Below are 17,133 nucleotides of genomic sequence, written 5' to 3' on the forward strand. Positions count from 1 at the left end.
CTTGGAGCCGAGCTTAGGGCCGGGTCGCGTCGGCGCAAGCACGGTCGCGTTTCAGGTCGGCAATCCGGCGCGGCGACGCTAGCCTGCCGCCATGAAGCGGCTCCTGATCGTGTGGCACTCGCGGACCGGCGCGGCGCGCGCCATGGCCGAGGCGGCGGCCGCGGCGGCTGAAGCCGAGCCCGGCGTCCGGGTGCTGACGCTGCCCGCCGACGAGGCGACCGCCGAGGATCTGCTCGCCGCCGACGGCTTTCTGTTCGCCGCGCCCGAGAACCTCGCGGCGCTCTCGGGCGCCATGAAGGAGTTCTTCGACCGCACCTACTACCCGGTCCTCGAGCGGCTGAACGGCCGGCCCTACGCCATGATGATCGCGGCCGGCAGCGACGGGCACGGGGCCGTACGCCAGCTCGCGCGGATCGCCACCGGCTGGCGGCTGAAGCCCGTGGCCGAGCCCCTCGTCGTCTGCACGCGCGCTCAGGACGCGGACCGGATCCTCGCGCCGAAAGTGCTGTCCGAGGACCAGCTGGCCCCCTGCCGCGAGCTCGGCGCGGCCCTCGCCGCGGGGCTGGCGATGGGCGTGTTCTGAGGCTTATCCTCGCGGCCATGGACGCTCGCACGCCCTTCCACCTCGAGCCCCTGCCCGCCACGTTCGGGGCGAGGGTGACCGGCCTGCGGCTGGCCAGGCTCGACGAGGCCGATTTCGCCGCGCTCTACGACGCCTGGCTGGAGTACGGGCTGCTGATCTTCCCCGGACAGAACCTCAGCCGGGAGGAACAGGTCGCCTTCGCCAGCCGCTTCGGGCCGCTGGAGTTCCGTCTCGCGCCGATCAGCAATGTGCGCGAGGACGGCTCGGTGCGCACGCCCGACGACGACTGGGTCCAGGTGCTGAAGGGCAACATGGGCTGGCACTGCGATTCCACCTACATGCCGGTCCAGGCGAAGGGCGCGGTCTTCACGGCCCACATCGTGCCGGCGTCAGGCGGCCAGACCGAATGGGCCGACATGGCCGCCGCCTTCGAGGCCCTTTCGCCCGAGATGCGCGCGCGTATCGCCCCGCTCAGCGCCTACCATTCCCTGAGGCGCAGCCAGGCCAGGATCGGCCACGACTACCGGAAGAGCGCGGAGCACGGCGGCTACGGGGCGGACGTCGAGACCCCGCCCCTGCGTCCCTTGGTGAAGCTCCATCCGGAAACCGGTCGTCCGTGCCTGATGGTGGGGCGGCACGCGTTCGGGATCCCAGGCTTGTCGGAAGCCGAGTCCGAAATTCTCCTGGACGAGCTTCTCGACCTCGCCTGCCAGCCTCCGCGCGTGTGGACCCATGCCTGGACGCCCGGCGACGCGGTGGTCTGGGACAACCGGCGCCTGAAGCACCGCGCCCGCCCATGGGACCTCGCCAGGCCGCGTGTGATGTTCCATTCCAGGATCGCTGGGGATCCGGCGACCGAGGGGGCGGCGGCCCAGTAGCCTCAGTCGGCGCGTCGCCTCGGCGGTGTGATCCCGAACACGGCCTCGTCGCCGACCACGATGATGGCGGGCGGCTGCGCCGGCAGCGGCTTCATCAACTCATCGATCAGGCGCGATACGGCGTCGTCGCCGCCCGGCTCCGCAGCACCCTGATCGGGCGCGCCAACAGTTCGGTCCGACATTCGACCTCCTTGGCGTGACAAACCCGATTCCGCCCGTTTGTTCCCGGATTGCACGCGGAGCGCGCAGTTCCCCATCCCTCCGTCAACCTCTGAGTTGTGAGGGGTTTTCTTATGCGGCAAGAGGTGCATTGTCGCTTCCCGACACGGGCAATATAGGCTTTGAACTCAACGGCTTCGGCCGGAGTGGGGGGTGAGTATCGTGCCCAGTCTTGTGAATGGCCTCGGCGGCGCGGCCGGCTTCGGCGAGGGCGTGCTCGGCCGCAACGACGACAGCTCGACCGGCGCGATCAACATCACGTCGGTGTTCGGCGCGGGCGGGCTCAACTTCTTCGGCACGAACCACACCAACCTGTTCGTCAACAACAACGGAAACATCACCTTCGGCAGCGCGCTGGGCCAATACATCGGCGCGCCCATCGGAGCCGGCGGACTGAACGTCCCGATCATCGCGGCCTACTGGTTCGACATCGACACCCGCGGCGGGATCGACAACCCGTCGCCCGGCGGCACGTCGACCGGTTCGAACCTCGTGTACTACGACCTCGACACGACCAACCGCATCTTCACGGCCACCTGGGATGATGTCGGCTACTACTCGGGCCAGATCGGCAATCCGAACGCCTTCCAGATCCGCCTCATCGACGTGGGCGGCGGCGACTTCGACATCGAGTTCATCTACGAGCACATCAACCAGTCGACGTCGGGCACGAACAACTCGTTCGGCGAGACGCCGCGCGCCGGCTACGCCCGCGGCAACGGCACGCCAGGGTTCGAGCTCGCGCTCTCGGACATCGCCGGCGATACGGGCGACTTCGAGATCATCAAGACCATCGACACCGAGATCGGGAACACCGGTCAGGCGGGCTACTACTACTTCCAAGTCCGCGGCGGCGTGGTTTCAGGCGGCGCGGGGGGCGGCCCCTCGTCCAGCGAACCCCCGCCGCCGCCGCGGCCGGCGACCTTCGACGTCCGCCAGATCGGCCTGTTCCGCGAGGGCGACGAGGGGACCGTCGCCGTCGACGTCGTCATCACGCGGTCGGGGGACGACCTCAACGCAGGCTCGGTCGTCGACTGGGAGATCACCATCGACGACCCCAACGACCTGGCGCCGGGGCAGCCGTTCTCGGGGTTCGTGGCGTTCGCGCCGTTCGAGACCACCGCCACGGTGCGTGTCGAGATCCAGGGGGACCGCCGGTTCGAGGACGACGAGTGGTTCCACTTCCGCCTGACGCAGGCCAACTTCAACGGCGAGACCTGGGACCCGGGCGTCGACGCCGTCGGCGTCATCGTCAACGACGATCCGGCCGTGAACTTCCAGTTCGCCGGGCCGGTGACGCGGGCGGAAGGCCTGGTCGGCCCCTCGCCTTTCGACTTCGTGGTGCTGCGAAGCGGGGACCTCTCACGCGCCTCGACCGTGACCTGGACGGTGTCGCTCGACACCGCCGACGTCCAGGATCTCGACGGCGGCCAGGCTCTGTCCGGAACGATCGAGTTCGCGGCGGGCCAGGATCGCGCGATCATCACGGTGAACACGCTGGGCGACGTCCGGCCCGAGCCCGACGAGACCTTCACGGTCCGCCTGGTCTCGGCGACCACGGGCGCGACCACCCTGCCCCTCAACGCGAGCGCCTCCGGCGTCATCCTGGACGACGACTCCCGCCAGAGCCTCCTGATCGCCACCCCGTCGGCGCTCGTGTTGCCCGAAGGCGACGCCGGAAGCGCGACGAGCTTCAGCATCACCGTCATGCGGGTGGGCGACGTGGCCGCCGCCGCCAGCGCGCCCTACGCGATCAGCTTCCCGACCTCGGGCGGCCTGGCCCCGAGCGAGATGCAGTCCGCCCTCACCGGCACGATCAGCTTCGCGGCCGGCGCCTCCCAGGCGACGCTGACGGTCGTGGTGACCGGCGATGTCGCGCCGGAGGGCAATGAGAGCTTCGTCGTCACCGTCGGCGGCGGCGCGCTCAACACCCTGAGCATCACGGGCGTCGTTCTCAACGACGACAAGGTGACGACCGCGGGCGCCGGTCCGTTGGAGGCCGCCGGGGCGCCGTTCGAACTGTCGACCTTCATGTCGCAACTGATGGGAGGCGGCCTGTGGTCCGACGCAGGCGCGGTCTAGCGCCGACGCCGCGCGCACGCCGGGTCGGATGGCTGGCCAGCTGCGCCGCCGTCCTCGTCTCGGCGTCGCCGGCGCACGCGCAACTCGTCCTCGACGCCGCCGCCACCCTGGTCTCGCAAGGCGGACAGAGCCCGGCCATCGTGCAGACGGCGCGCACGGCCGACATCACGCTGGGCGCCCCGCGCACGGTCCTCAACTGGTCGACGTTCAATCTCGCCTCGGACCAGGCGGTCGTCTACCGGTTCGGCGACCGCAGCTGGATCGTGCTGAACCGCGTCACCGGCCAGGCGGTGCTCGACGGCCAGATCGAGGCCTTCGTCGGCAGTGCGCGCGGCGCCGGCAACGTCTGGTTCTACGCGCCCGGCGGGGTCGTCATCGGCTCCAACGCGCGGGTGAACGTCGGAGGCCTGCTCGCCACGTCGGGCCAGGTCGCGACGGCGGGCTTCCTCGACCCCTCCAACTTCAACTTCGGGTTCACCGGCGGCGGCGCCGGGCGCGTCGACGTCCGGGCCGGGGCCGAAGTGAAGAGCGGCGGCGGCCCTGTCGCCCTGATCGCCGGCGCGGTGACCACGGCCAGCGGCGCCGCCGTCACCGGAACCGGCCGCTCGAGCGTCCTCTATGCTGCGGCCGGCGACTACACCGTTCGGTTCGCGCCGCAGCCCGGCGACCTCGACCTCGTCGACTTCGTGGTGCCGGCCGGCGGCGGCACGGCCTCCGCGACACCCCTGACGCTCGCCGGCCAGACGGCCGCGGGCAGCGTCTATCTGGCCGTCGTCAACCGCGCCGATGTGGCGAGTGCGGTGGTCAGCGCCCCGGGCCTGATCGCGGCCCAGTCGGCGAGCGCCGACCGTGGCGACGTGATCCTCGCCGCCGGCGCGGGGATCTCCAACCGCCAGCCCGGCGCCACGCGCGTCAACACCACGACCGAGACCACCGCCACGTTCGGCGTGGTGACGGCCACCCGCGACCTCCTGGGCGGGTTCGCTGCGCCGACGGCCGTGACCGCGACGCAACTCGCCGCAGGGCGCGACCTGGGCCTGGCGGCGGGCAGCGTCGACACCGGCGGGCTCGACGCCGGGCGGCTCCTGGCGGTCGACGCCTCGCGGGGCCTCACCGTGCGCGCCAGCGCCTCCGCCGGGGCCGCAGCCACGCTGCGCACGACCGGCGCGCTCAGCGTCGCGGGCGCCGTGAACGCGGTGGGCCGCCTCCAGATCGACGCCGGCTCGATCCAGGCCGCCCGGTTGAACTCCGGTCGCAGCGTGGTCGTGAACGCGTCCGGCGCGCCGGCGAACGGCGGCCCGGCGGTGAACGTGAACGCGGCCCTGGCGGCGGACGACATCCTCATCACCACGACCGGCGCCGCCGGCTCCATCGTGCTGGGCGAGGCCAGGCTCACCGGCGCGGGGACCGACGAGGGTCCGGCCGGCCGCAGCCTGATCCTGCGGACGGAGGGCGCCTCGGCCGACATCACCTTCGGCGCCGTGTCCGGCTCCCCGCTGGCCGGCGCTTCCAACGTGGCTTTCGCCGGCGGTCGCGACGTGACCGTCAGCGTCCCCGGCCTGCTGACGCTTGCACCCAGCTCGGCAGGCCGGACCTTCACCGTCCGCGCCTCGGACCTCGAGCTCACCGGAACGCTGACCGCGGCGAACCTGCGCATCGAGTCCCTGCAGGGCGCGATGACCCTGGGCGGAGCGGCGGGCGGCGCGGCCGGCGCGCCGGCCGCCGACATGCCGGGCCTTCGCCTGACCGACGCCGAATTCCAGCAGATCGCCGTCACCGGCGAGGCCAGCTTCTACGCCGGCTCGACGGCGTCGGATGCGCGCGGGGACCTGGTGGTCCAGGATCTGAACGTGACCCCGGGCCGTACGCCCCGCCTGCTCTTCGCCGCGGGCGGGCAGAACGACGTGGTCATCCCGGGCACGCTCGCGCCCGGCGTCACGGGCGGCGTCGTCAACATCGGCGAGGCCGCGGTCGATTCGCCGTGGCGGCCCGGCCGGATCCTGGTGACCGGCGCCGTTGGATTCTCTCGCGGCTCTCCCGACGCGGGCTACAGCGACGTGCGCGCCTTCGACGAGGTGAACTTCAACGCACGCAACGACGTGCTGATCGGCGCGCCGCGCTTCATCAGCCTCGTGGCCTCGGCCCCGCCGTCGTCGATCGACATCGTCCGCAACCTGCCGGTGGGCGTGGCGCCGACGCCCGAGGAGGAGAACCTGGTCTTCGTCACCGCGGCCGAGCTCTCGCTGCGCGCGGCCGACCGGATCGTGCAGCAGAACACGGGGACCATGCAGCGTCCCAACGGGATCCTGGTCACGACCCTGCTTCCCGGGTCGCTGAGCGCCGCCCGCGCCAGCGTCGTCGACCTCTCGGGCGCGTTCCGGGACGTGAACGGCGTGGTCCGCGGCGGCTCACTGAGCGTCGAAGGCGGCGGCTCGGGCATCATCCGCTTCAACGGCTGCGACGCCAGCCAGGGCGGTTGCGGGCCGCTCGCCGTGGCCGCCTTCACCAATCGCATCATCGACAGCTCGGGCCTGGGCGCGCTGAGGACCGGCTCTGGTCGCTCGACGGACGGGGTGGATCCGGCGACCGCAGGACTCGGCGGCGTGCCGCCCGAGCCGCCCGTGCTGGTGTTCACCGATCCCAACGCCGAGGCCGACGCCATCGCGACCGATCCGGTCACCCTGGGCGCCGGCAGCGCCGAGGTGTGGCGCCAGAAGCGTCAGCGGCCGGGCCGGTAGCGGCAGATTCCCGCCCCAGGCTGCCGCCGCGGGAGCCAAACCCGTGCTAGGCTGGGGCGATTTCAACGCTCGCGGGGAGGCGGGGCGTGCTGGGTATCGACATCTCGGCCTTGAGTCAGGCGGAGCTGCGGCAGCTTCTGGAGGTGGCGCGCGCTCGCGGGCAGCAGGCGCTCGTCGCACGGCTCACCGCCGAGATCGAGGCGTGGCCGGGCCGCATCGGCCGCCATGAATCGCCCTCGTCCTTCGCGCTCGGTCAGCCTGCCGTCGAGGCCAGGCGGTCCGCCAGGGTCCGCCCTCGGCGGCGACTGGCGGTCGCGGTCACGGCGGGGGTCGCCGGCGCTGCGACGGCCGCCCTGGTCCTCGGCCTGAGCGTCGATCCGGGTCAGCTGGTCACGCCCGTCCGCGACACGGCGCCGCCGCCGGCGCGGGTGGCCGTGGCGCTCGCGACATCCCCCCTCGCGGCGGATGATCCGCTCTCGGACCCGGCGCCGAAGCCGGCCGCCCGTGGCGCGGCGCCGCCACGCCGGCACAACCCCTGCTACGACGAGCCCACCGCTGCGGACCGGCTGGTCTGCGGCTATCCCAGTCTCGCGCAGCGGGAACAGGCTCTGAAGGCCGCGCTCCAGGCCGCGCTCACGGCGGGCGCCGACGCGCGCGCGCTGGAAGCCGAGCAGGCGGCGTGGAAGGGTGAGCGGGACGGCGTCTCCGACCGCGAGGCGCTCGCCGACCTGTACGACCGCCGCATCCGCCAGCTGGCCGACGCCGCCAGCCCACCGCCGCCGGAGTCCCCATGACCGACACGCCGATCCTGTACGAGGTGAGCGACCACATCGCGACGATCACCCTGAACCGCCCGGACCGGCTGAACGCCTGGACGGGTCCCATGGGGGCGGAGCTGCGGGCCGCCATGGCGAAGGCCGACGCCGATCCCGACGTGCGCGTGATCATCCTCACCGGCGCGGGCCGCGGCTTCTGCGCCGGGGCGGACATGGGCTATCTCGCCACCGTGACCGAGACCGGCGAGACCGGTGGCGGGCGGGGACCGGAGCCCTACGATCCGGCCTCCCGCAGCGACTTCCATCACCCCATGGCGTACTTCCCGAGCGTGAAGACGCCGATCATCGCGGCCGTCAACGGCCCGGCCGCCGGGATGGGCTTCGTGATCTCGCTCTACGCCGACCTGCGGTTCGCCGCCGACAGCGCCGCCTTCGTGACGGCCTTCGCGCGCCGGGGCCTGATCGCCGAGCACGGGATCAGCTGGACCCTTCCCCGCCTCGTGGGGCAGTCCCGGGCGATGGACCTGCTGCTCTCGTCCCGCAAGGTGGGCGCCGAGGAGGCGCTCCGCATCGGCCTCGTCGACCGCGTGTTCCCGACCAACGAGCTCATGGCCGAAACCCGCGCCTATGCGCGCATGCTGGCCGACGAGGTCTCGCCCCGCTCGCTGGGCGTGATCAAGCGGCAGCTGTGGGAGTCGGCCTTCCAGGACCTCGGCGAGGCGCTCGAGCTCGCGGACCGCGAGATGGCCCTCAGCCTGAAGAGCGACGACTTCAAGGAAGGCGTGGCGCACTTCGTCGAACAGCGCGCGCCGCGCTTCACGGGCGCCTGAGATGGCCGTCGCGGCGGTCGCCGCAATGCTGCTGGCGCTCGCCGCCGCGCCCGGGCGCGAGACGCCAGCGGGGACCACGGCGTTCAAGTGCCAGGACGGCAGCGACGTCACGGCCCGCTTCGCGGCCCGCGGCGAGCGGTTCGTGGCCATCGTCGACGCGGGCGACGGTCCGCACGTCCTGACCAGCCTCCCGGGCCTCGACAGCGGGCCGGTGAAGCTCACCTGGAGCGACGGCGTCCGGACCCTCACCTGGAGCCCGGGGGTGCAGATCATGTTCCTGGACCGGGCCGGCCACCGCATGTGCGGCCGGGCGCACGGCCACGGCGGTCACGGCCGCTGACGCCGGCTCAGGCCCCGAAGATCGATCCCGGCGGCAGGCTCGACATCGCGACCCCCACCAGGATCACCTGGCCGGAGCTCATCTGGATCACCGTGTCGCCCCCGACCTGCATGACCGTGAACTGCGTTCCGGCGTCCAGGAGGACCCGGTCCCCTTCGGCGACGCTGAAGTCGAGGACCCTGTCGATCCCGGCGTCCGCAGAGGAGTGGAACAGGTCGGCGCCGCTGCCGCCGGTCATGGTGTCGTCGCCCCGGTCGCCCGAGACGAAGTCCGCGCCCGCGCCCCCGGCCAGGGTGTCGTTCCCCTGCCCGCCGCGCACCGTGTCCGCCCCGTTCTCGCCGTGGCAGGTGTCGTCGCCCAGGTTGCCGTAGGTGAAGTCGTCGCCGTCGCCGCCGAACAGCAGGTCGTTGTCACGACCGCCGACGCAGAAGTCCGTGGCCCCGCCGGTGGAGACGGTGTCCGAGCCCATGTTGCCGTTGATGTCGTCGAAGTCGGCGCCCCCGACGAGGCTGTCGTCGCCCTCGTCGCCGCGGAGGTAGTTGCCCGCCGCGCCGGCGTTGCCGCCGGTGATCGTGTCGCCGCCCGCGCCGCCGGCCACGGAGTCCGAGCCGGCGCCGCCCGAGATGCTGTTGGCGGCCGTATTGCCGATCACGGTGTCCGAACCCGCGCCGGCCAGCACGTTCTCGATGGTGGTGTTGGGCGACGTCGCGAGGTTGTTGGACCAGGTGTAGGTGTCGGGCTTGTTCAGGAAGTCGGCGATGAAGCTCGCCGAGAAGCTCGGGAACGCCGCCGTGTAGAAGGCGATCTGCGCCGCCACGGGAAAGAGGGCGATGGAGGAATAGGTCCCCGGCGTCAGGTTGATGCTGGACGCGCGGGCGTGGGCGGCCAGGTCCAGGGTGTCCACGCCGCCGTTGTCCACCAGCGTCGCCATGAACGCGGTGTCCTGCGAGAAGGCGTAGGTGTCGCCGCCCGTCGCCACGTTGCTGGCCGCGCCGTAGAGGCCCTGGATGGCGATGACGTCCAGCAGCATGGGCGTCGAGGGCTGCACGAAGTCTCCGCTGGCGAACAGCGTGCCGCCGCGGACCTCGAAGGTCCTCAGGACCGAGTCCTCGAAGTTCGTGTACGACATCACCGTGTAGCGGGTCGTGTCGAACTCGACCGGCAGGCGCGGCCCGTCCTCGAAGGGGTGCTTCAGGCCGAGCGCGTGGCCGATCTCGTGCAGCAGGGTTGCGTAGAGGAACGTGCCCGGGTCGGCGGCGTCGCCCTTGTATTCATCGTCGAGCCAGATGTCCCCCTCGAACGCGGCGCTGCTGAACCCGGGCGTCGGCGGGCCGTAGGCGTAGGCCGCGGCATTGGCGCTGGCGTAGTCCGCGGCGTTGGTGAAGGCGATCCGGATGTCGCCCTGGGTGAAGCCGTTGTCGGGCACCTGGTTGATCGAAAGGTTGATCAGCCGGTCCCAGGCCTGGATCGCCATGACGAACGCGGACGCCTGGCTCGCTGAGAGCACGCCGTAGGCGGCGTTGAAGGGTTCGTCGCCGGGAGGATAGGACGTCGCGGACCAGACGGCCCCCGCCCCCGGGATCGAGAAGGTGATGGACGACGTCATCCAGCGCGAGCCGTCGCCCTCGTGAAGTCCCGCGAAGATCTCCGCCGTCGTGATCGGCATCGCCGCCCCCGAATAGCACCTCAGTCGGAGCTATTACGTGGTGGCGATGGTGAATTCTTCGTCTTCCCGCCCCTCGGATCGTGCAGGGGCGGCGGCCCGATGCTCGGAGGGCCGCCGCCCCACACCCGCGGGCGCCGGCGCTCTAGTAGCGCCAGCCCCAGCTGCGGCGGTTGTCGTACCGGTCGTACTGGTCGGGGCGGCCGTCACGGTCGCGGTCGCGGTTCCACTCGGCGCGATCCGGGATCCCGTCACGGTCGGAGTCGCGGCGGCCATAGCCGTAGCCGTAGCCGTTGTGGCGATAGCCGTGGCGGCGGTTGTCGTAGCGGTCGTACTGGTCGAGGCGGCCGTCGCGATCGCGATCGCGGTTCCATTCCCGCCGATCCGGAATGCCGTCACGGTCGGCGTCATGGTAGCGACCGCTGTAGTAGCCGTCGTAGCCATAGCCGTAGGGCTGGGCCGAGGCGGCGCCGGCCGCGAGCGTCGCGGCGGCGAGCGCGGCGCCGAGGATCAGGGTCTTCTTCATGGGGGCCTCCTTTGGCTTGTCCCCACCGTAGGCGCGCCTGGCTGAACGGGGTCCGGGACGCCGGTTCAGCGCCCGTTCACCACCCTGAACTGGGCCGTAGACGTGCCCAGCGCCATCGGCGCCCGGAACTCGCGGCCACGCCGGTGGTTCGTAGGGCCACCGAGTGAGCAATTGGCGGCAGAGGCGTCTCCGGCCCATGGAACACGACGATCCCGCGATCGACGGCGAAGCGGCTCGGCTGGTGATCGCGCACGCGCGCGACTACGCGATCATGACGCTCGACCTCGACGGCATCGTACGCTCCTGGAGCCCCGGCGCGGTCCAGGTCACCGGCATCACCCAGGACGCCGCCATCGGGACACACTTCGGGCGTCTGTTCCTCGAGTCGGACCGGGCCATCGGCGATGACCGCCGCGAACTGGAGCATGCCTGGGAACACGGGCGCGTGGAGGACAGCCGCTGGCACGTCCGGGGCGACGGCGCCCGGTTCTGGGCCAACGGCGTGACCATGGCCATCCGCGGCAGCGCGCCGCCGATGCTGATCAAGATCATCCGCGACGAGACCCAGAGCCGGCTCGCCGAAGAGCAGCGCGTGCTGCTGCTGAACGAGCTGAACCACCGGATCAACAACACGCTCGCCACGGTCCAGTCGCTGGTGGAACAGACCCTGCGCGCGGCCGACCTGGACCGCCAGCTTCGGGACGATCTCTCCGCCCGCCTCGAAGCGCTGAGCCAGGCGCACCGGGCGCTCATGGAGCACAACTGGGCCGGCGCCGATCTCACGGACCTCGTCGAGCGCGCGCTGGCGCCCTTCACCACTGGCGAGGACGCCCGGTTCTCGGTCGAGGGCCCACCGTTGCGCCTGAGCGTGCACCAGGCCGTGTCGCTCTCTCTGGTGCTGCACGAGCTCGCCACCAACGCCGTCAAGCACGGGTCGCTGTCGCGGCGCGGGGGACGTGTCTCGGTGCACTGGAACCAGGCGCTCGACGAGCAGGGCGGCCGGCGCATGAGCTTCCTGTGGGCCGAGAGCGGCGGGCCGGCCGTCCAGCCGCCCAGCCGTCGCGGCTTCGGCTCCCGCCTGCTCGAGCGCAGCTTCCCGCAGGGCAGCGGCGGGGAGGTCAAGGTCGAGTACGCCGAGGAAGGCGTCCGGTGCGCCGTCTCGCTGCGCCTCTCGAGCGAGGCCGAGATGCCGATGCTGGACCTGGCGGCCGCAGCGCAGGGCGCCTGACCTCGGACTGCACCGCGGCGGTGACAACGCGCGCCGCCACGCTATGGTCCGCGCCATGCTTGCGATCGGCCAGGCGGCTCCCTTCTTCATCGCGCCCACGGTCTCGTCGCCCGAGTTCGTGTTCGACACGGCCGGCGGCCGCTATGTGCTGATGCTGTTCCTGCCGACGGACGAACGGCTCCAGCCCGCGCTGAAGGCGCTCGCGACGCACCAGCATCTGTTCGACGACGCCAAGGCGGCGGCCTTCGTGGTGATGCAGGAGCCGGACCGGGTCCAGGGCGTGCGGGACCTGCGCGGCCTGCGCTGGATCTCGGACCGGACCGGCGCGATCACCCGGCACTATGGCCCCGCCCCCCACTGGCTGCTCCTGGACCCCACGCTTCGGACGTTAGCGACCTGGCCGATCGAGGCCGCCGACGAGGTGTTCGCCAGGGTCGCGGCGTTGCCGCCGGTCGAGGCGCACGCGGGGGTCCCGCTGCATGCCCCGGTGCTCATCGTGCCGCGGGTGTTCGAACCCGAGCTGTGCGAGGCCCTGATCGCGCGGCATCGGGAAAGCGGCGGCGAGGCCACAGGGGTGATGCGCGACGCGGGCGACCGCACGGTCGCGGTCATGGACGAACTCAAGCGGCGCCGCGACATCTGGATCGACGATCCCGATCTGAGGGCGGGCATCCAGGCGCGCCTGGAACGCCGCCTCTATCCGATGATCGCCATGGGGCTGGGCTTCAAGGTGACGCACATCGAGCGGTTCCTGGTCAGCTGCTACGACGCGGCCGACGGCGGCGTCTTCCACGCACACCGGGACAACACCACCCAGGGCACGGCGCACCGCAAGTTCGCCTGTTCCCTCAACCTGAACGACGATTTCGAGGGCGGCGACCTGCGGCTGCCCGAGTTCGGTCCGCAGACCTACCGCGCCCCGCCGGGCGGCGCGGTGGTCTTCTCGTGCGGCCTCATGCACGAGGCGACGGCGGTCCGCCGCGGCCGCCGCTACGCCTTCCTGCCCTTCTTCTTCGACGACGCCGGCGCACAGGTCCTGGCGGCCTACCAGGCGCGGGTCGCCGCCGCGGAGACCGTGTCCGCATGAGCGCCGCCTGGGCCCTTCCGCCGCTGTCCGAAGGCGAGTTCGCGCCGGACTTCGTCGCGCCCACGCGACAGAACCCGCGCTTCCATTTTCGGACCGTGGCCGGCCGCTACGTGGTGCTCGGCTTCCTGCCCCGCGATCCCGCCCGCCGGGCGCAGGCGGTGGCGGCCTGGGAGGCCGAACAGGCAAGGTTCGACGACCTGTTCCTGGCCGCATTCCTCGTGACGCCCGCGCCCCTGACGGACGACGCGCCGCAAGACCGCGTTCCCGGCCTGCGATGGTTCTACGACGCCGATGGGCAGGTCCACGAGCGCTATCAGGTCGCGCCCGAGGACGGTGGCTGGTTCCTCCTCGACCCGGCGCTGCGCATCCTGGCCTGGGCGCCGCTGGGCGAGCCGGGAGCCGTCTTCGGCCGGCTGGCCGCCCTGCCCCCGCTCGCGGCCCACGCCGGCGTGCCGCTCGTCGCGCCGGTGCTGATCGTCCCGCGCGTCTTCGAGCCCGATCTGTGCCGCCGGCTGATCGCCTACTACGAGGCGCGCGGCGGCCTGCCGTCGGGGGTCATGCGCGACATCGACGGCAAGACCGTGGGCGTGCTCGACCGCATGAAGAACCGGCGCGACGTGATGGTCGAGGATGCCGACCTCCGCCAGGAGTTGCTCCAGACCCTGAAGCGGAACCTCGTGCCCGCCATCCGCCGAGGCCTGCAGTTCACCGCCACGCGCCTCGAGCGCTACCTCGTCGCCTGCTACGACGCCGAAGAGGGCGGCTACTTCCGCCCGCACCGAGACAACGAGACGCTGGGCACCGCCCACCGCCGCTTCGCCTGCTCTATCAACCTCAACGCCGAGGCGTTCGACGGCGGCGACGTGCGCTTCCCCGAGTTCGGGCCCCGCACCTACCGGCCGCCGACGGGCGGGGCGGTCGTCTTCTGCTGCAGCCTGCTCCACGAGGCGACGCCCGTGACGCGCGGACGCCGCTACGCCTTCCTGCCCTTCCTCTACGACGAGGCGGGCCACGCGATCCGCGAGCGCAACTACAAGCTCATCGACAACAGCTCGGCGGCCGCCGCGAGCTAAGGCTCCGTTCACCGGCGCAAGCCACCTTGCCGCCGGAAACGGCTGATAGAGTCTTCCGATGCGCCTCCTGCCCGCCCTCTTCGTCCTCGCGATCGCCGCCCCCGCGGAGGCCGCGACGACCATCCTGCCCGGCTACTGGGAGTCGACCAATCGCCTGCTCTCGCCGATCCGGCAGACGAAGACCGAGAAGCGCTGCATCACGCCCGCCGACGTCGAGAAGTTCATGTCGGGCCCGTCGAACCGCCACTACGCCTGCACCTACCCCACCAAGGTGTTCGCGGGCGGCAAGATCCGCCTGAAGGGCGCCTGCGTCTCGAAGAAGGGTCGCAAGGTCGCGGTGCAGGGCGAGGGAACCTACACGCCGACGAGCTTCAACCTGACCGCCGAGATCGCCACCGAGTTCCTGGGGCTCGACATCTCCGGCAAGGCCTCCACCGAGGCCCGCCGCATCGGCGACGCCTGCCCGGCCCCGCCGTCCTCTACGCCCGCCGGCGAGTGAGCGCGGCGGACGCCGCCCGGCTTGACAGCCCGGCGCCGCGGGCGGTCCCTGCCCCGATGACCGTCACCTATTCGAGCTACCTCGGGCTGGACCGCCTCCTCTCGGCGCAGCATCCCGCCAGCGACCGCCACGACGAGCTGCTGTTCATCGTCATCCACCAGACGAAGGAACTCTGGCTCAAGGAGATCATCCACGAGGTGCGGCTGGCCAAGGCCCTGGTCCGCTCCGGCGAGGTGGAGCCGGCGTACAAGGCGCTCGCGCGCGTCTCCCGCATCCAGACGATCATGACGCTGTCCTGGGACGTCCTGGCGACCATGACGCCGGCCGACTACCTGAGCTTCCGCGACGGCCTGGGGGCGAGCTCGGGCTTTCAGTCCTGGCAGTTCCGCACCCTGGAATACCTCCTCGGCCTGAAGGACGCGGCCTTCATGGTGTTCCAGGACGAGGGCTCGGCGGCCCGGGACGAGCTCGAGGCGGCCCTGGCCGCGCCCAGCCTCTACGACGATGCGCTGGCCCGCGTGGCCGCCAGCGGGCTGCAGATCCCGCCGGAGGTCCTCCAGCGCGACGTCACGCAGCCCTACGCGCCGCACCCGGCGGTGGAGGACGCCTGGCTCGAGGTCTACCGCAACACCGCGCGCCACTGGGAGCTCTACCAGCTGGCCGAGAAGCTGGTCGACCTGGACGACGCGCTGCTCACCTGGCGGCACAAGCACGTGCTGACCGTCGAGCGGATCATCGGCGGCCGCCGCGGGACCGGAGGCACCGAGGGCGCGAGCTACCTCGCCCGCACCCTCCAGCGGCGGTGTTTCCCGGAGCTGTGGAGCGTCAGGAGCCGGCTCTAGACGCCTGGCCTAGAACGGAATCTCGTCGTCGAGGCTCGCGGAGAAGTCCTCGCTCGGGCGCGAGCCGCCGCCGTTGCGGGGGCCGGAGGAGAAGCCGCCGCTGGCGCCATAGCCGCCGCCGTCGTCGGCCCCCGCGCTCTCGCCGCGCCCGCCCAGCATGGTGAGCTCGCCGCGGAACTTCTGCAGCACGATCTCGGTGGAATAGCGCTCGGCGCCCGAGTTGTCCTGGTACTTGCGGGTCTGCAGCGCGCCCTCGATGTAGACCGTCGAGCCCTTGCGCAGGTAGTTCTCGCAGACCTTCACGATGTTCTCGTTGAAGATCACCACCCGATGCCACTCGGTCTTCTCCTTGCGCTCGCCGCTGGTGCGGTCGCGCCAGGTCTCGGAGGTGGCGACGCGGAGGTTGGCGACCCGGTCGCCGGAGTTAAGGCTGCGGATCTCGGGGTCGGCCCCGAGGTTGCCCACCAGAATGACCTTGTTGACGCTGCCCGCCATCGATCTGTCCTTGCTTTCCGTGTGCGCGGGCTCGTCGGCCCTGGCGGCACGCTAGCGCGCCGGATCGGCGACAGCAACCAAAAGGTTCCGCTTTTGTTCAGGTTCGGCCCGGACCGTCCACAGCTGAATCGCCGCTACTCCTGCGGCATCGCTCCGGGAACCGCCAGCCGCCCGTCGCCCGTCCGGACCAGCGCCACGTAGCGGGGGCCCTCCAGCGAGGTAGAGGTCATGACCCCTTCCTTCACCAGGAAGAGGAAGTTGGCTTGGTAGGCGCCGTAGATCTCCTGCTGGTTGCCGCCCATGCGGAGGAACTGGATGCGCATGGCCTCCAGGTTCGCCGCGCAGCGCTCCAGGCTGGGGGCGTCCACCAGCTTGTTGTACTTCAGCGACCCGTCCTTCTGCGGAACCACGTGGTAGCAGATGCCGGCGTCCCCCGGCGGCTTCGTCCGCTTGGCGCAGCCCGACACGGCGAGAGCCGCGGCGAGCAGGAGGATCGGGAGGGGATTTACAGACATAAGATCAGCCTACCAGGGTCAACGCACGACCGGAATGCTGCAGTCGGCATTCTGCGGCGCCAGCGTGTGGAACGTGCGGTTGTCGTCCGAGATCTCGACCCGCCCGGCGACGAGCCGCAGCGTCTGCGGACCGAAGCGGCCGTAGGTCGCCGCGCCCGGCCGCTCGCAGCGGCCCGCGAACAGAGCCTGGACGCAGGCGTCGAGGTCGGTGTCGCCCGCGACCTTGCGCCAGCGGCCGCCGCCATGGCGCCAGCAGGCGGTGGCGGAGGCCGCCGCCGAGGCGGCGTCGTCGGTGTCCTCGACCGGCTCGATGGGCGCCGCATCGGGCGCGATCTCGTCCTGCGGCGTGGGCGGCAACGGGGTCAGCACCTGGCCGGCCTGTTCGGCCGCGGCCAGCGCGCCGGTCTCGTCCAGGCCGACGTCGAGCGCATCGGTGGCGACGCCGTTGCGCTCGGCGCAGGCGCTCAGGCTCAGCTCGCCGACGAACTGGCCCTGGACGAAGCAGCGCAGCGGCTTGCCCGGATCGATCCGGCCGGCCTCCTCGCCGCCGCTGGAATCGATGACGAGGCCCCCTTCGGACGCCGGCGGCGGCGCCTCGGGACGGTCGCCGCGCACCAGCACCCACGCGATGGCGCCGCCTGCGAGCAGCGCGGCCACGCCGCCCAGGAGGACGAGCGGCGGGCCACGGCGGCGTGGCGCCGGCTCGGCGGGCTGCGGAGGCGTGTCCATGCGGTCTGGCTAGACCCGCAGAAGGACGCT

General features: G+C 71.7%; 18 protein-coding genes. 12 read left to right on the top strand and 6 right to left on the bottom strand.

Annotated elements, in window-relative coordinates; genetic code table 11:
* Positions 1 to 91 precede the first annotated feature (91 nt).
* Both AC2D8W_RS13510 and AC2D8W_RS13515 read left to right on the top strand, forming a co-directional pair.
* Positions 92 to 583 carry a flavodoxin family protein gene (locus AC2D8W_RS13510; RefSeq protein WP_484671959.1) on the top strand — a complete coding sequence of 164 codons (492 nt, stop codon included), beginning with the start codon at positions 92 to 94 and terminating at the stop codon, positions 581 to 583.
* Between the two features lie 17 nt (positions 584 to 600).
* On the top strand, positions 601 to 1,461 hold the full coding sequence (locus AC2D8W_RS13515) for a TauD/TfdA dioxygenase family protein (protein ID WP_484671960.1): 861 nt from the start codon (positions 601 to 603) through the stop codon (positions 1,459 to 1,461).
* Between the two features lie 2 nt (positions 1,462 to 1,463).
* Here the strand turns inward: AC2D8W_RS13515 and AC2D8W_RS13520 are convergent, their stop codons facing one another.
* A complete protein-coding gene (locus AC2D8W_RS13520) occupies positions 1,464 to 1,643 on the bottom strand; it encodes a hypothetical protein (protein ID WP_484671961.1) in 180 nt (59 codons plus the stop codon).
* 190 nt (positions 1,644 to 1,833) lie between these two features.
* Here AC2D8W_RS13520 and AC2D8W_RS13525 point away from each other — a divergent pair, with 190 nt between their 5' ends.
* From AC2D8W_RS13525 to AC2D8W_RS13545, 5 genes are all read left to right on the top strand, one after another.
* Positions 1,834 to 3,762 carry a nidogen-like domain-containing protein gene (locus AC2D8W_RS13525; protein ID WP_484671962.1) on the top strand — a complete coding sequence of 643 codons (1,929 nt, stop codon included), beginning with the start codon at positions 1,834 to 1,836 and terminating at the stop codon, positions 3,760 to 3,762.
* Positions 3,738 to 6,500 carry a two-partner secretion domain-containing protein gene (locus tag AC2D8W_RS13530; protein WP_484671963.1) on the top strand — a complete coding sequence of 921 codons (2,763 nt, stop codon included), beginning with the start codon at positions 3,738 to 3,740 and terminating at the stop codon, positions 6,498 to 6,500. Before AC2D8W_RS13525 ends, AC2D8W_RS13530 begins: the two co-directional genes overlap by 25 nt.
* An 86-nt stretch (positions 6,501 to 6,586) precedes the next feature.
* Positions 6,587 to 7,294 carry a hypothetical protein gene (locus AC2D8W_RS13535; RefSeq protein ID WP_484671964.1) on the top strand — a complete coding sequence of 236 codons (708 nt, stop codon included), beginning with the start codon at positions 6,587 to 6,589 and terminating at the stop codon, positions 7,292 to 7,294.
* Entirely contained in the window at positions 7,291 to 8,106 is an 816-nt protein-coding gene (locus AC2D8W_RS13540) for an enoyl-CoA hydratase (RefSeq protein WP_484671965.1), read from the top strand. The genes AC2D8W_RS13535 and AC2D8W_RS13540 overlap by 4 nt, the downstream gene beginning before the upstream one ends.
* 1 nt (position 8,107) lies before the next feature.
* Positions 8,108 to 8,446 (top strand): hypothetical protein, encoded by a 339-nt coding sequence (locus tag AC2D8W_RS13545; RefSeq protein ID WP_484671966.1) that lies wholly within the window; start codon positions 8,108 to 8,110, stop codon positions 8,444 to 8,446.
* 7 nt (positions 8,447 to 8,453) lie between these two features.
* Here the strand turns inward: AC2D8W_RS13545 and AC2D8W_RS13550 are convergent, their stop codons facing one another.
* Positions 8,454 to 10,112: a matrixin family metalloprotease gene (locus AC2D8W_RS13550; protein ID WP_484671967.1), complete on the bottom strand. Its 1,659-nt coding sequence runs from the start codon at positions 10,110 to 10,112 to the stop codon at positions 8,454 to 8,456.
* 142 nt (positions 10,113 to 10,254) lie between these two features.
* Positions 10,255 to 10,635, bottom strand: coding sequence for a hypothetical protein (locus AC2D8W_RS13555; RefSeq protein ID WP_484671968.1), 381 nt, complete (start codon positions 10,633 to 10,635; stop codon positions 10,255 to 10,257).
* Positions 10,636 to 10,831: 196 nt separating this feature from the next.
* Between AC2D8W_RS13555 and AC2D8W_RS13560 the strand changes: the two genes are divergently transcribed.
* The 5 genes from AC2D8W_RS13560 to AC2D8W_RS13580 are packed head-to-tail and all read left to right on the top strand — an operon-like array spanning position 10,832 to position 15,364.
* Positions 10,832 to 11,863 (top strand): sensor histidine kinase, encoded by a 1,032-nt coding sequence (locus AC2D8W_RS13560; protein WP_484671969.1) that lies wholly within the window; start codon positions 10,832 to 10,834, stop codon positions 11,861 to 11,863.
* A gap of 55 nt (positions 11,864 to 11,918) precedes the next feature.
* A complete protein-coding gene (locus tag AC2D8W_RS13565) occupies positions 11,919 to 12,950 on the top strand; it encodes a 2OG-Fe(II) oxygenase (protein WP_484671970.1) in 1,032 nt (343 codons plus the stop codon).
* Positions 12,947 to 14,023, top strand: a complete 1,077-nt coding sequence (locus AC2D8W_RS13570) for a 2OG-Fe(II) oxygenase (RefSeq protein WP_484671971.1) — start codon at positions 12,947 to 12,949, stop codon at positions 14,021 to 14,023. Before AC2D8W_RS13565 ends, AC2D8W_RS13570 begins: the two co-directional genes overlap by 4 nt.
* A 58-nt stretch (positions 14,024 to 14,081) precedes the next feature.
* Positions 14,082 to 14,522, top strand: a complete 441-nt coding sequence (locus AC2D8W_RS13575) for a DUF3617 domain-containing protein (RefSeq protein WP_484671972.1) — start codon at positions 14,082 to 14,084, stop codon at positions 14,520 to 14,522.
* Between the two features lie 56 nt (positions 14,523 to 14,578).
* Positions 14,579 to 15,364, top strand: coding sequence for a tryptophan 2,3-dioxygenase (locus AC2D8W_RS13580; protein WP_484671973.1), 786 nt, complete (start codon positions 14,579 to 14,581; stop codon positions 15,362 to 15,364).
* A gap of 9 nt (positions 15,365 to 15,373) precedes the next feature.
* Here AC2D8W_RS13580 and ssb read toward each other — a convergent pair whose 3' ends face one another.
* The 3 genes from ssb to AC2D8W_RS13595 all read right to left on the bottom strand — a co-directional run bounded on the left by ssb (position 15,374) and on the right by AC2D8W_RS13595 (position 17,103).
* On the bottom strand, positions 15,374 to 15,859 hold the full coding sequence (gene ssb, locus AC2D8W_RS13585) for a single-stranded DNA-binding protein (protein ID WP_293481535.1): 486 nt from the start codon (positions 15,857 to 15,859) through the stop codon (positions 15,374 to 15,376).
* Between the two features lie 134 nt (positions 15,860 to 15,993).
* Positions 15,994 to 16,374, bottom strand: a complete 381-nt coding sequence (locus tag AC2D8W_RS13590; protein WP_293481536.1) for a hypothetical protein — start codon at positions 16,372 to 16,374, stop codon at positions 15,994 to 15,996.
* 18 nt (positions 16,375 to 16,392) lie between these two features.
* On the bottom strand, positions 16,393 to 17,103 hold the full coding sequence (locus AC2D8W_RS13595) for a hypothetical protein (protein WP_484671974.1): 711 nt from the start codon (positions 17,101 to 17,103) through the stop codon (positions 16,393 to 16,395).
* Positions 17,104 to 17,133: the final 30 nt, after the last annotated feature.

It is taken from the genome of Phenylobacterium sp. T106 (genome assembly GCF_057219735.1).

Coding starts and splice junctions, on each gene's coding strand:
- AC2D8W_RS13510 (WP_484671959.1), top strand. CDS start 92: ATGAAGCGGCTCCTGATCGTGTGGCACTCGCGGACCGGCGCGGCGCGC.
- AC2D8W_RS13565 (WP_484671970.1), top strand. CDS start 11,919: ATGCTTGCGATCGGCCAGGCGGCTCCCTTCTTCATCGCGCCCACGGTC.
- AC2D8W_RS13580 (WP_484671973.1), top strand. CDS start 14,579: ATGACCGTCACCTATTCGAGCTACCTCGGGCTGGACCGCCTCCTCTCG.
- AC2D8W_RS13560 (WP_484671969.1), top strand. CDS start 10,832: ATGGAACACGACGATCCCGCGATCGACGGCGAAGCGGCTCGGCTGGTG.
- AC2D8W_RS13570 (WP_484671971.1), top strand. CDS start 12,947: ATGAGCGCCGCCTGGGCCCTTCCGCCGCTGTCCGAAGGCGAGTTCGCG.
- AC2D8W_RS13575 (WP_484671972.1), top strand. CDS start 14,082: ATGCGCCTCCTGCCCGCCCTCTTCGTCCTCGCGATCGCCGCCCCCGCG.
- AC2D8W_RS13590 (WP_293481536.1), bottom strand. CDS start 16,374: ATGTCTGTAAATCCCCTCCCGATCCTCCTGCTCGCCGCGGCTCTCGCC.
- AC2D8W_RS13540 (WP_484671965.1), top strand. CDS start 7,291: ATGACCGACACGCCGATCCTGTACGAGGTGAGCGACCACATCGCGACG.
- AC2D8W_RS13595 (WP_484671974.1), bottom strand. CDS start 17,103: ATGGACACGCCTCCGCAGCCCGCCGAGCCGGCGCCACGCCGCCGTGGC.
- AC2D8W_RS13545 (WP_484671966.1), top strand. CDS start 8,108: ATGGCCGTCGCGGCGGTCGCCGCAATGCTGCTGGCGCTCGCCGCCGCG.
- AC2D8W_RS13550 (WP_484671967.1), bottom strand. CDS start 10,112: ATGCCGATCACGACGGCGGAGATCTTCGCGGGACTTCACGAGGGCGAC.
- AC2D8W_RS13520 (WP_484671961.1), bottom strand. CDS start 1,643: ATGTCGGACCGAACTGTTGGCGCGCCCGATCAGGGTGCTGCGGAGCCG.
- ssb (WP_293481535.1), bottom strand. CDS start 15,859: ATGGCGGGCAGCGTCAACAAGGTCATTCTGGTGGGCAACCTCGGGGCC.
- AC2D8W_RS13515 (WP_484671960.1), top strand. CDS start 601: ATGGACGCTCGCACGCCCTTCCACCTCGAGCCCCTGCCCGCCACGTTC.
- AC2D8W_RS13555 (WP_484671968.1), bottom strand. CDS start 10,635: ATGAAGAAGACCCTGATCCTCGGCGCCGCGCTCGCCGCCGCGACGCTC.